General features: G+C 66.2%; 13 protein-coding genes. 5 read left to right on the top strand and 8 right to left on the bottom strand.

All coding sequences use genetic code 11. From position 1 onward, the window contains the following. The first annotated feature begins 6 nt into the window (after positions 1-6). The 3 genes from V5G24_RS09535 (at position 7) to V5G24_RS09525 (ending at position 2721) form a co-directional block, all read left to right on the top strand. A complete protein-coding gene (locus tag V5G24_RS09535) occupies positions 7-1323 on the top strand; it encodes an NAD(P)/FAD-dependent oxidoreductase (RefSeq protein ID WP_394085184.1) in 1317 nt (438 codons plus the stop codon). A 28-nt stretch (positions 1324-1351) separates the two neighbouring features. Continuing rightward, positions 1352-1768, top strand: coding sequence for a GtrA family protein (locus V5G24_RS09530; RefSeq protein WP_394085183.1), 417 nt, complete (start codon positions 1352-1354; stop codon positions 1766-1768). An 89-nt stretch (positions 1769-1857) separates the two neighbouring features. Beyond that, a complete protein-coding gene (locus V5G24_RS09525; RefSeq protein ID WP_394085182.1) occupies positions 1858-2721 on the top strand; it encodes a transglutaminase family protein in 864 nt (287 codons plus the stop codon). Between the two features lie 45 nt (positions 2722-2766). On the opposite strand, the gene V5G24_RS09520 is transcribed toward V5G24_RS09525, so the two are convergent. The 7 genes from V5G24_RS09520 to V5G24_RS09490 form a co-directional block, all read right to left on the bottom strand. Next, complete coding sequence (locus tag V5G24_RS09520; protein ID WP_394085181.1) at positions 2767-3762, bottom strand: zinc-dependent alcohol dehydrogenase; 996 nt, start codon at positions 3760-3762, stop codon at positions 2767-2769. A 10-nt stretch (positions 3763-3772) separates the two neighbouring features. Further along, positions 3773-4561, bottom strand: coding sequence for an SDR family NAD(P)-dependent oxidoreductase (locus V5G24_RS09515; protein WP_394085180.1), 789 nt, complete (start codon positions 4559-4561; stop codon positions 3773-3775). Continuing rightward, positions 4554-5867, bottom strand: a complete 1314-nt coding sequence (gene hpsN, locus V5G24_RS09510; RefSeq protein ID WP_394085179.1) for a sulfopropanediol 3-dehydrogenase — start codon at positions 5865-5867, stop codon at positions 4554-4556. Before hpsN ends, V5G24_RS09515 begins: the two co-directional genes overlap by 8 nt. Positions 5868-5968: 101 nt before the next feature. Next, positions 5969-7024, bottom strand: coding sequence for an ABC transporter substrate-binding protein (locus V5G24_RS09505; protein WP_394085177.1), 1056 nt, complete (start codon positions 7022-7024; stop codon positions 5969-5971). Between the two features lie 52 nt (positions 7025-7076). Continuing rightward, entirely contained in the window at positions 7077-7865 is a 789-nt protein-coding gene (locus V5G24_RS09500; RefSeq protein WP_394085176.1) for an ABC transporter ATP-binding protein, read from the bottom strand. Positions 7866-7874: 9 nt separating this feature from the next. After that, entirely contained in the window at positions 7875-8657 is a 783-nt protein-coding gene (locus tag V5G24_RS09495) for an ABC transporter permease (protein ID WP_394085175.1), read from the bottom strand. After that, positions 8654-9439 (bottom strand): ABC transporter permease, encoded by a 786-nt coding sequence (locus tag V5G24_RS09490; protein WP_394085174.1) that lies wholly within the window; start codon positions 9437-9439, stop codon positions 8654-8656. Before V5G24_RS09490 ends, V5G24_RS09495 begins: the two co-directional genes overlap by 4 nt. A 225-nt stretch (positions 9440-9664) precedes the next feature. Here V5G24_RS09490 and V5G24_RS09485 point away from each other — a divergent pair, with 225 nt between their 5' ends. After that, a complete protein-coding gene (locus tag V5G24_RS09485; protein WP_394085173.1) occupies positions 9665-10684 on the top strand; it encodes a LacI family DNA-binding transcriptional regulator in 1020 nt (339 codons plus the stop codon). Positions 10685-10708: 24 nt separating this feature from the next. Here V5G24_RS09485 and V5G24_RS09480 read toward each other — a convergent pair whose 3' ends face one another. Continuing rightward, the gene (locus tag V5G24_RS09480; RefSeq protein ID WP_394085172.1) at positions 10709-11767 is read right to left on the bottom strand and encodes a YeiH family protein; all 1059 of its coding nucleotides are present in this window, start codon (positions 11765-11767) and stop codon (positions 10709-10711) included. A 96-nt stretch (positions 11768-11863) separates the two neighbouring features. Here V5G24_RS09480 and V5G24_RS09475 point away from each other — a divergent pair, with 96 nt between their 5' ends. Next, positions 11864-12808: a LysR family transcriptional regulator gene (locus tag V5G24_RS09475; protein ID WP_394085171.1), complete on the top strand. Its 945-nt coding sequence runs from the start codon at positions 11864-11866 to the stop codon at positions 12806-12808. Positions 12809-12812: the final 4 nt, after the last annotated feature.

The following is a 12812-nucleotide window of genomic DNA, read 5'->3' as shown; positions in this document are numbered from 1 at the left end:
GCCCGCATGACGAAAACCGTCATCATCGGCGCGGGCGCCATGGGTCTGGCGGCGGCGCATTACGCCCTCAACCTCGGCCATGAGGTGAATGTGGTGGAAGCCGACACGGTCGCCGGCGGCATGGCGGCGCATTTCGATTTCGACGGCCTGTCCATCGAGCGCTTCTATCATTTCATCTGCAAGCCGGACGCCCCCACCTTCGCTTTGATGGCGGAGCTGGGCATCGCCGACAAGATGCGCTGGCGGCCGACCTCCATGGCCTATTTCAAGGATGGCGGCCTGCACAAATGGGGCGATCCCATTTCCCTGCTGGCCACATCCCTGCTGAATCCGCTGGAGAAGCTGCGCTACGGCTTGCAGATGTTCATGACCTCCAAGCGTCGCGCCTTCGACGATCTGGAGACGGTCTCGGCCCGTGACTGGATCGAGAAGGGGTCCGGCGCGAGCGTCTATGACAAGCTCTGGCGCCGCCTCATGGAGCTGAAATTCTACCAATATGCCGACGACGTCTCGGCCGCCTGGATCGCCACCCGGGTGCGGCGCATCGGCAATTCGCGCAAATCCCTGTTCCAGGAGGAACTGGGCCATATCGAGGGCGGATCGCAGACCCTGGTGGATGCGCTGATGCGCTCCATCGAGGGCCGCGGCGGGCGAGTGCACCTCTCGACACCCTGCGAACAGGTGGAGAGCTTGGACGGCAGGGTCACCGGTGTTCACGCCGGCGGCCGATTCTTTCCCGCCGAGGCCGTCATTTCCACGGTGCCGACACCGTTCGTCTCGCAATTGGTCCCGAGCCTGCCGCAGGCCTCGAAGGACGCCTATGATGCAATCCGCAATATCGGCGTGATCTGCGTGCTGCATAAGCTGAAGCGCTCGGTGACGCCGCATTTCTGGGTCAATATCGTCGATCCCGAAATCGAAATTCCCGGCATCATCGAGTTTTCAAACCTGCGGGCCATGCCGGATACGGTGGTCTATGTGCCCTATTACATGCCGCACGACCATAAGAAGTGGCAATGGTCCGACGCGGAGCTGATCGCCGAAAGCTACAGCTATCTGCGGCGCGTCAATCCGGCCTTGTCCGAGGGCGACCGCCTCAGCTCGCGCGTCGGGCGGCTGCGCTATGCGCAGCCCTTGTGCGAGCCTGGATTCGCCGCGAAAATCCCGCCGATCCGCGCGCCGATCGCCGGCCTTCAGATCGCCGACACCTGCTTTTATTATCCCGAGGATCGCGGCGTTTCCGAAGGCGCGCGGCTCGCCCGGGAAATGGCGGCGGCGATTGGCACCGATCATGTTCCCCGCCGCGCGCCGGTCTTTGGCTGAGCCGTGCCGCAGCGATTGAAGAGACGAGATGCAGCGCCTGATCGCCCTTTACGTGAACGGCCAGTTCGGCAAGTTCCTGCTCGCGGGCGGGCTCGCGGCGGTAACGAATTTCGCCAGCCGGTTCGGCTTCGATCTGTATTTCAATTATCGGGTCTCGGTCAGCCTCGCCTATCTGGTCGGCTTCCTCACCGCCTTCACGCTGAACCGCCTGTTCGTGTTTCCCGCCTCTGGCAAGGCGTTGCACACCGAAATGTCCTGGTTTTTCCTGTTCAACGCGCTGGCGTTTCCGGTGGTGCTCGGCGCGTCGGTGGGGCTGGACCGGCTGTTCTCCCCCTTTCTTCCTGCCGCACTGGCCCAGGCTGGCGCGCATGCCATCGCCATCATGCTGCCGGTGTTCGTGAATTTCGCCGCGCATAAATTCATCACCTTCCGCAGCCGGGGCTGACCGCGAAGGGCGCGCGCAAAGCTGTGGCTCGCGTCCCGGCGCGGCCGCTCGGAGATTGCTGCGCATGCGAAGCGCGACGATAATGATGAATGGTTCAGCTTCGCATTCATCATCGCACCACCTATTTCTATCGCCACCGGGTCGCCCTCGGCGCGCATCGCCTGATGCTGCGCCCGCGCGAGAGCCTGGACCTGCGGCTCATTTCCATGAAGGTCGCGACCTTCCCCGCCAGCGTGCTCAGCTGGACTCAGGACGTGTTCGGCAATGCGGTCGCCACCGCTTCCTTCCGCGAGAGTTCGGAAACCCTGACGGTGGAAAGCTCGGCCGAGCTTGAGCATTATGCCTCCGCATGGCCGGTGTTCGAGATCGCGGGCTCGGCGATGCATTATCCGTTCCGCCATTCCAATGATGAATGGACCGACCTCGGCGCGCTGACGATCCCGCAATATGCCGATCCCGCCGGGCGCCTCCACGCCTGGGCCCGCAGCTTCGTGCGCTCCAATCCCACCGACACGCTCTCCTTGCTGAAGGACATGAACGCGGGCATTCCCGCGCGCATCCGCTACCAGAGCCGCGACGAGGAGGGCACGCAACCGCCGCTCCACACGCTGGATCGCGGATGGGGCTCGTGCCGCGATTTCGCCGTGCTGCTGGCGGAAGCGGCCCGCAGCCTCGGGTTCGGCGCGCGGATCGTCTCGGGCTATCTGCACACGCCGGGCACCCTGCTGGTCGGCAATAGCGATGCCGGCACCACCCACGCCTGGACAGAAATCTACGTGCCCGGCGCGGGGTGGATCACCTTTGACCCGACCAATGGCGGCGTCGGAGCGTCGAACCTCGTTCCGGTCTCGGTGGCGCGGACCATCGAACAGACCGTCCCCGTCTCCGGCACCTATGTGGGCGCGCGCGACGACTGCCTCGGCATGTCGGTGGAGGTGCGCGTGACCTCCTGAGGCGCAGGTCTGCCGGCGCACAGGCCCGCCCGCGCCACGGCTTGCCTAGACCCGCAGCACGATCTTGGCCGCGGCGGCGCGGCCCGCGTCGATATCCTGGAAGGCGGTGATGCCCTGCGAAAGGTCGCGCTCCTCGAACCAGTCGAGCGCGCCGAGGCGGCCCGAGGCGAGGGCGTTCACGGTCGCGCGGAAATCGGCGGGCGTATAGCAATAGGTGCCGCTGACGATGATCTCCTGCAAGGTGATGCGCCGCACGTCAAACCCGTCCATTCCCGGCAGAAGCCCGGCATGAACGATCACCCCGCCCGGCCGCACCAGCGCGCTGGCGCTCGCCCGCGTCGCGACCGCGCCCACCGCGTCGACGACAAGGTCGATGCTGCTCTCCTGCGGCGCACCGGCCTCGCCGGGCGCGTAACAGCGAAAATCCCCGGCCCGCGCGACTGTCGCCCGCCGCCCGGCATGGGGCTCGGCGACGAAGATTTCCGCCGCCCCCTGCATGGCGAGAACCAGCGCCGCCGCAAGGCCGATGGCCCCGCCGCCGATGACCAGGCAGCGCGCTGCGGAGAGCGGCATGTCCAGCAGCCGCGCGCCCTGGTTCACCGCGTGATAGGACACCGCCACGGGCTCGGCCAGAGCCGCCTTGGCAATGGGAAAATCCTCCGGGATCGCCACCAGATTGCGCTCCGGCACCCGCACCAGTTCGGCGAAGGCACCGGGGCGCGGCGGCATGGAGAGGATTTGCCGCGAGGGACACAGATGCGCCCTGCCCGCCTCGCAGGCGCGGCAGGTGCCGCATACGACCAGCGGATTCACGGTGACCCGCTCCCCCGCGCGCGGCCCGCTGGCGATGCGCCCGGCCGCCTCGTGGCCGAGCACCAAAGGGGCGGGACGGCGCGCGTCGTGCCCGTGATAGGCGTGCATGTCGGACCCGCAGATGCCCACCGCCTCAACCCGCACCAGAACCTCGTCATTGCCGGGCACGGGCTCGGGAACCTCGCCCAGTTCCAGGGAATGGGGGCCGGTATAGACCAGCGCTTTCATGGCAAAGCCCTCATTTGGCGGTGAAGCCGCCATCCACCGCGAGCACCTGCCCGGTGACGTAAGCGGAGGCGTCCGAGGCGAGAAAAACCACGGCGCCGTGGAGATCCTCCAGCGCGCCGTTGCGGCCGATGGCGGTCTGCGCCGCATTGCGGGCGGCGCGCACATCGTCGTCGAACACCGCCTGGGTGAGCGGGGTCGGGAAGAAGCCGGGCGCGATGGCGTTGCAGGTGATGCCCTTCGGCGACCATTCCTCGGCCATGGCGCGGGTTAATTGGGCGATGGCCCCCTTCGCCGCGCCATAGGGGGCGGAATTGGGGAAGGCGCGAAACGATTGCAGCGAGGCGATATTGACGATCCGCCCCCAGCTGCGCGCCGCCATCTCCGGCGCCAGCAGTTGCACCAGGCGGAACGGCGCGCGCACATGCACCGCCATGTGCAGGTCGAACGCGTCCAGCGTCACGTCCATGAACGGCTGGCGCAGATTGAGGCCGGCGGCGTTCACCAAGATGTCGGGCGCACAGCCGCGCCGCACCAGCTCCGCGGCGATGGCGTCGGGTCCCTCGGCGGTGGCGAGATCGCCGGAAATCCATTGGCTGGCGATGCCCTGGTCCTGAAGCTGGTGGTCGGCGGCGGCCAGACCGGCGGGGCGGCGCGCCACCAGCACGACGGATGCCCCGGCCAAGCCGAGCGCGCGCGCCAGAGCGAGCCCGATGCCGGAATTGCCGCCGGTGACAAGCGCCGTATGCCCGGTCAGGTCGAACAACGCCTGAAGGCGGAAGCGCGAAGAACTCTCAGGCATCGACCGGCACACCCATATCGAAATTATGGCCGGGGAAATATTTCGCGAGCCGCACGTCGGCGGTGCGCGCATGGGCTTCCATGCCTTCCAGCCGGGAAATGCGCGCGGTCGCCTGGGCGATGGTCTTGCAGGCGTTTTGGTCCATGCGCTGCCAGGTGAGCGGCTTGAGGAATTTATGCACCGAGAGGCCGGCCGAATAGCGGGCGGCGAACTTGGTGGGGAGGATATGGTTCGGACCCGACGTCTTGTCGCCGAACGCCACGGTGGTTTCCTCGCCCAGGAACAGCGAACCGTAATTGGAGAGGTTCGCCAGCCACCAGTCGAGATCGGACGTGTGCACCTCCAGATGCTCGCTGGCATAGCGGTCGGAGACCTCGACCAGCTCCAGGCGGGTGTCGCACACGACCACCTCGCCATAATCGTTCCAGGCGGCGGTGGCGGCATCGCGCGCGGTCGGCGGCAGTTCGGCGATCAGGCCGGGGATGCGCCGCATTACGTCTTCAGCCAAAGCGCGGGATGAGGTGAACAGCCACGCCGGGCTTTCGTGCCCATGCTCGGCCTGCCCCACCAGATCAACCGCGACGATATGGGCATCCGCCGTCTCGTCGGCGATCACAGCCACTTCGGAGGGGCCGGCGAACACGTCGATGCCGACCTTGCCGAACAGCATGCGCTTGGCTTCCGCGACGAACTTATTGCCGGGGCCGACAATGATGTCCGCCGGCTTGCCCGTGAACAGGCCGAACGCCATGGCGGCGATGGCCTGCACGCCGCCCAGCGTCATGACGATGTCGGCGCCCGCCACCTTCATGGCATAGAGCACATAAGGGTGGATGCCCTGCCCGCGAAAGGGTGTCGAGCAGGCCACCACGGTCTGCACGCCTGCCGCCTTGGCGGTGGCGACCGACATATAGGCGGAGGCGATATGCGCATAGCGGCCGGTGGGCACATAGCAGCCGGCGACCGTGCACGGCACCAGCTTCTGCCCCGCGACGAGGCCGGGCAGCAATTCCACCGAGAAGTCCTGCACGCTGTCGCGCTGCGCCTCGGCGAAGCGGCGCACCTGGGCGGCGGCGAAATCGATGTCGCGGCGCACGCTCTCCGGCACCTCGGCGGCGCGGCGCTCCATCTCCTCGCGGGTGACGAGGATATCCCCGTCCCATTTGTCCAGCTTCAGCGCATACTCGCGCACCGCCTGCTCGCCGCGCCGCTCGATCTCGCCGAGCATGTCCGTGACCACCTGGCGCGCGGTGCCGGTTTCGCTCTCCGGGGTCTTGGTGGCCCGCTTCAGATACTCGATCGCCATTTTCAGTCTCCATGGGGTCCGGCCAGCGGCGCCGGGTGTGGGTCAGCGCAGTCCGGCGCCGCTGCGTATGGCCGATGCGTTCGGCGCATCGGCCATTGGCGTCAGTTCGACTTGTCGAATTCGGTCGCGAACGCCTTCAGCTTGGGATCGGCGCCCACCTGCTTCATGAAGCTGTCGCTCACATAGGTTTTGGGGTCCGGCGAGGCCGAAATGGTGCCGACATCGCTCATGAAGGTGCCGATGCGCGACAGCCAGCCGTCCAGTTCCGAGGCGCCCTTGCTGCGATCCATCAGGTGCAGCTGTTCGGCGAGGGAGAAGGTGGGGCGCAGGGCAAATTCCTGGTCGATCGCGGCGTCCGATGCCTCGACGCCGCCCTGGGCATAGAATTGCTTGGCGAGCGCCTTCGCTTCCTTGGGGTGCGCCTTGGCCCAGCCCCAGGCCCGCACATAGACCGCGAGCACCTTCGCCACCGCCTCGGGATTCTGCTTGGCATAATCCGCCCGCACCACCAGCGCGCCCGGCACCACCGCACCGGCATCGGCGCCGGAACACAGCACCTTGGCGCCGGCCTTTTCCTCAAGCGTATAAGTATTGGGCGCCCACACGCCGACCACATCGCCATTGTTGGAGATCATGGCCGAGATGATCTGCGCCTGGCCGAGATTGACGAACTGCATGTCGGAAGAGGAGAGGCCCCACTTCTTCAGGCAGTTGCGGGCGGCATAATCGGCGGTGGAATTGGTGGTCAGCAGCAGCTTCTGTCCGGCCAGCTTCTTCGGGTCCTTGCGCAGGGCCTCCACTTTGTCGCCGCGCGCCATGATGGCATTGGTCTTGGATTCGTCGTTGGTGATGCCGATGGTCATCAGGCCGAAGCGCGCCGCGCCGAGCACCGCCGGAACCGATCCGGTGCCGCCGACATCCCAGGAACTCGCCTGCGCCGCCGCCACCTGCGGCGCGCCGGCCGGGAAGGTGGCGAACGACGGGGCAAGGCCCACCTCCTTCCACCAGCCCTTTTCCGAGGCGATGTAGAACGGCAGCGCCCAATAGAGCGAGGGCTGGTAGGAGATGTTGATCTTCTGCTCCTCGGCACGTGCCGCGGGCGCGATCGCGGTGGCAAGGCCAAGGGCCAGGACCGCAGCTTTCAGGCTCGTCTTCATGTGATTTTCCTCCCAGATCGGCCGCTTTGCGGCTCTCGATGGCGGCCCGTCCTCAATGGCCGGTGCCTGCCTTTTCTTCGCGCAGTGACTTCCAGATGTGCGTGCGCAGATGAACGAAGGATTCCAAATCCATCACATCTTCGATGCGGCTGTGGCGTTCCCAATTGTCGGCAAGCCGCACTGATTTAACGTCGATGATTTCCTTGATGCGCCCGGGGCGCTTGCTCATGATCGCCACCCGGTCGGCGAGATAGACCGCCTCCTCCACGCCATGGGTGATGAACAGCACCGTGCGCGGATTGCGGCGGGCGAGGCGCACCAGCTCTTCCTGCATCACCACGCGGGTCTGCGCGTCGAGCGCGCCGAACGGCTCGTCCATCAGCAACACTTGTGGGTCGAGCACATAGGCGCGGGCGATGGCGACGCGCTGCTGCATGCCGCCGGACAATTGATGCGGATAGGCCTCCTCATAACCGCCGAGGCCGATCATCCCCACCGCATCGGCGACGCGGGTGCGGCGCTCCTCCTTCGCGACGCCCTTGTTGCGCAGGCCGAGTTCGATGTTCTCGGCCACCGTCTTCCAAGGGAACAGCGCGAACTGCTGGAACACCACGGCCCGGTCCGGTCCCGGCCGCGTGACCACGCTGTTGCCCACGAGCACCCGGCCGGAGGTGGGAAACTCGAACCCCGCCGCAAGCCGCAGGCACGTGGTCTTGCCGCAGCCCGAGGGGCCGACGATCGCCAGGAATTCCTTGTCGGCGACGTCGAGATTGATGCCTTCGAGAACGTTGACCGCGTTTCCAAAGCTCTTGCCGACGGCATCGAAGCGGATGCTGCTCATCGTTTTCTCTCACACTTGTCCGAGCCGGCGGCGGATGCGCGCTTCGACCATACGCAGGGCGACGTCGATGAGGACGCCGACGAAACCGATGGCCAGCATGCCGACCATCACGGTGGTGGTTGAAACCGAGCTTTGCGCCTGCACCATCAGATAGCCGACCCCCGTGGAGGCGACGATCAGCTCCGCCCCCACCAGCGATTGCCAGCCGAGCCCGGCGCTGATGCGCAGGCCGGCGACGATGGAAGGAACCGAGGCCGGAAGGAGCACCTCCAGGATGATCCGCCAATTGGGAGTGCCGAGCATTTCAGCGGCTTCCAGATAGCGGGCATCCACATAGCGGGCGCCGCGATAGGCATTGATGAGGCACGGCGGAAACGCGCCGGAGAAGATGATCAGCACCGGCCCGCCGAAGCCGGTGCCGAACCACAGGGCGGCGAACGGCACCCAGGCAATGGGCGCGATGAAGCGCAGCGCATCGAACAGCGGGGTGACGATATCGTCCAGCAGGCGGAAGCGGCCCATCAGCAGGCCGAGCGGAACGCCCACCGCCACCGCCAGCAGATAGCCGCTGGCGAAGCGCTGGAGGCTGGAGGCCAGATGCAGCTGAAGCGTGCCGCCGGCGAACGGCGTCGTCAGCAGCGTCAGCAATCGCGCCACCACGGAGACCGGGCCCGGCAGGAAGAGCGGGTTCACGAGGCCGCTCGCGGAAATGCCGGCCCAGAAGGCGAGGAAGGCCAGGAACCCGACGATCCCGAGCGTGAGACGATGGAGCGGCGAGAGGGTCGCGGTCATGCGCCGGCTCCCTTAACCCGCACCCAGGTCACCACATGCCGCTCGGCATAAGCGAGCAGCCCCGTGGTGAGCGCGCCGAAGATGGCGACCGAGATCATCCCCACCAGGATCATACCGGGGAAAAGATCCTGCTGGGCCACGTTCAGCACATGCCCGAGGCCAGCCAGCGCACCCACCAGCTCGGCGGCAACAAGGGTGGTCCAGCTCGCCTGGAGCGAGAGGCGCAGGCCGGTGAAGATCATGGGCGCGGCGCCGGGCACCAGCACCTCGCGCACGAACCGCCACCGCGGCGTGCCAAGCATCCGGGCGGCCTCGATCAGCGGCCGGTCAATATTGCGCACGCCGGCATGGGTATTGATGACCGAGGGGACGAAGGCGGCGAAGAAGATCACCATGATCTTGGCGGCATCGCCCAGCCCCAGCCAGAGAATGGCGAGGGGAATCCAGGCCAGCGGCGGGATCGGGCGCAGCAGCAGGAACACCGGGTTCAGCAGCGCCTCGGCCACCGGGTTCCAGCCCATCAGCAGGCCGAGCGGCACGCCGACCGCGATCGAGGCCAGGAAGCCGAACACCACCAGCTTCAGCGATTGGAGGACATGCACCGGCAAGGTCGCATCCGCATATCCCCGCCCGAGCGACTGCATCGCCGCGGCCCAGGTGTCGCCGGGGGCCGGAAATCGGCCGGGTGAAATCAGTCCGGTTGCGCTGGTTGCAAGATACCACGCCGCCACGAAGGCGACGATTGTCGCAAGACCAACCGCGGACCTGCGGTCGAGCGGCATTCCGTCCTCCCTATTTCGGCGCCTCATCTGCGGAGGCGTCCGGGCGCGACATCGACGAGCGAATGTAAGCGCTTTCATTGGAAGCTATCAGACCGCGATTGCCTGTCAACCGGCGAGGCCCTATTTTCCGGTAAGTTTCCCGTTGCCGTTCAAGTTTATCGGCGGAATTGTGCCGAAATGCGAAATAAATCGCCCGACAAGTTGCGTAGAAATGGCGAGAAGACCATGAATTCCAAGGGCAAGGCGACCCTCGACGATGTCGCCCGGCTGGCTGGCGTTTCCTCCGCCACCGTGTCGCGCGCGCTCTCGCGTCCCGACCTGGTCCAGCCGGACACGCGCCAAAAGGTAGCCGATGCCGTACGCCGCCTCAACTATGTGCCCGGCGGCGCTGCCCGCGCCCTCGCCTCCGGCCGGACCCTGACCATCGGCGCGGTGGTGCCCACCCTCGACCATGCCATCTTCGCCCGCGCGATCCAGGCGATGCAGACCGAGCTTGCCGCCAATGGCTACCAACTCCTTGTTGCGGCACATGAATATTCTCCGGAGCAGGAGGCCGTCTCGGTCCGCGCCCTGCTCGCGCGCGGGGTCGATGCGCTGATGGTGGTGGGCGCCGACCATTTGGAAGAGACCTGGAACCTGCTGGGCGCGGCCACGGTTCCGGTGATCCTCAGCTGGTCCTTCGACCCCCGTCTGGCCTCCATCGGCTTCGACAATGAAGCGGCCGGACGGCAGGTGGCGGAACATTTGCTTGCCCTCGGCCATCGCCGCTTCGGCGTCATCTCCGGCTACACCACCTCCAACGACCGCGCGCGCCTGCGGGTTGCCGGCGTGCGCGCCGCCCTCGCCGCCGCCGGCCTCGATCTTTCGGAGAATTGCGTTGTCCAGCAACCCTTTACGCTCACCGGCGGGCGGGCGGGCATGGATCAGCTCATGGGGCGTGAGGCGCCGCCGACGGCGATCATCGGCGGCAACGACCTGCTGGCGGTGGGCGCGTTGTTCGAAGCACAGGCCCGTGGGATCGCCGTCCCGCAGGCGGTGTCCATCGTCGGCATCGACAATCTGGAGATCGCCTCCCACGTCACCCCGCCGCTGACAACCATGCACCTGCCCACGGCGCAGCTCGGCCGCACCGTCGCCGCCCACCTGCTCGCCGAACTGAAAGGCGTGCGGCAGCAAAAATGGACCGAGCTGCCGATCGAACTCGTGGTGCGAAAATCCACCGCCGCTCCGGTTGACGCGATCTGATACCCGATTGAATTTCCTAGTTAATCAGACCACCCCAAGGCCGCGGATGAGCGCGATGCTGACACCCAGCAGCAGCAGGAGCGAGAGCGTCACCACAAGCGTCGCGCGCCCGCCAACCCGGCTCAAAACCCGCAGGTCCACACCCAGGCCGAGCGCCGCCATCGACAGAACGGTGAAGATCGTCGTCACGAAGGCGAGCGGTGCCAGAAGGGCTTGCGGCAACAGGCCGAGCGAGCGCAGGAGCGCGAAGACGACAAAGCCGATGATGAACCAGGGAATGAGCTTATGTATCGGCAAGCGCTGTGGCCGCGCCACCACCGAGGCGCCCACCGGCACGGCCCGTGTCGCGGCAAGGGATTGGCCATGGGCGATCGCGGCGCAGAACACCACCGGCCCCAGCAGCAGCACCCGCACCAGCTTGACCATTGTACCGATCTGCAAGGCGAGCGGACCCACCGGCGCGGTTGCCGCGAGCACCTGCGGCACCGCATAGACAGTGAGGCCAGCCAGCACGCCATATTGGGTATCGGACAAGGCCAGGATGGGGATGAGCAGCGGCAGGCTCAACACAACGATGACGCCGAGAATCGCGGTGAAGGAGATGGAAGAGGCGACATCGTCCCCGTCCGCATCGATCACCGAAGCCACGGCGGCAATGGCGGAATTGCCGCAAATGGAATTGCCGCAGGCGATCAGGAGGGCCATTTTGTGCGGCAGGCCGAGCAACCGTCCAAGCCCATAGGATGCGAACAGCGCCACCGCGACCACCGCAGCTATGCCCACCAGCAGTGTCGGCCCCGCCGCTGCTAGTGCCGCCGCACTGAGCGAGGCGCCGAGGAACATGACGGCGATTTCCAGCAAGATCTTTCCCGAGAACGCGATTCCCGGCTTGAAACGCGGGCCGGGCGCCCAGAACGTGCGCACGATTGTCCCGATCAGGATGGCGAGCACCAAAGCTTCCACATAAGGATGCCCGCTGATGCGCTCCTCCACGATCTGGATGAAATAGGCGATCCCGGTCACGGCTGCGCACAGCACGATTCCGGGGGTAACATCCAGCGACCAGCGAACGGCTCTCGACACAGCTCAACCCACGTTCTTTTTCTTCGAAATTATTAGTGCGCGCAGGCGGGCCAGAAGCGCAAATACAGTTTGCTCACTCCATCATGAAGTGCGGTTATGGCGATAAATCTCCATCTTCTTCGTCTATTTACTACAGTTGCGGAGCAGCACGGCTTCTCCCGCGCGGCCGAGGTGCTCAACATCAGCCAGCCGGCGGTCTCCAAAGGCGTGCGGGAGCTGGAAGCGCAATTGCATTGCGTGCTGATGGAGCGCAGCCCGGGCGGGGTTCGCCTGACCGAAGCCGGCACCGTGCTGCTCTCCCATGCGACTGCGCTGTTTGCCGCCGAACGGCGGGCGGAGGAGGAGCTTCAGGCCCTGCGCGGCCTGACGCAGGGCGAATTGCATGTCGGCGCCAGCACCACGATCGCCACTTATGTCCTGCCGCGCCTGCTTGGCGCATTCCAGGATATCCATCCCGATCTGCATCTGCGCCTCACCAGCGCCAATACCCAGGATATCGCCGAGCGGCTGCTGGCGCGCGATATCGACGTGGCCTTGGTGGAAGGACCGGTGGAGCATCCGAACCTCATAACCCACCCCTGGCTGACGGACGAACTGGTGGTGATCGCCGCCGCCGACCATCCCCTGGCGCGGATGGAAGGGCCGATTCTTCCGTCCGATCTCGCCCAGGCCCGCCACATCGTACGTGAGGAGGGATCCGGCACCCGCGAGGTGGTCGGTTCGGCGCTGGATGGGTTCGGGGTCCGGCCTGCGAGCATCATGGAAGTCGGCAGCACCGAAGCCATCAAGCAAGTGGTGGCGGCGGGCCTCGGCATCGCCATGGTCTCGGCCGCCGCCGCGAAGGACCAGATTGCGCTGGGGGTGCTGAAGGTGGTGCCGGTGCAAGGCCTGTCGGTTGAACGCCCGCTCTACAGGCTGACGCTGAAGGGGCACAATCTGCGGTTCGCCGCCGAGGCGTTCGAGCATTTCATCTGCCAGACCGACCTGCGACCCGTGGCCCACGCCCCAATGGCCCCCGCTCCCCCTGCAGGACACCGCTAATTTA

It is taken from the genome of Roseixanthobacter finlandensis, assembly GCF_043195105.2.
GTDB lineage: Bacteria > Pseudomonadota > Alphaproteobacteria > Rhizobiales > Xanthobacteraceae > NCEH01.
The sequence above is the reverse complement of the archived record's forward strand: the minus strand, read 5'-3'. Positions and strand labels throughout refer to the sequence as shown.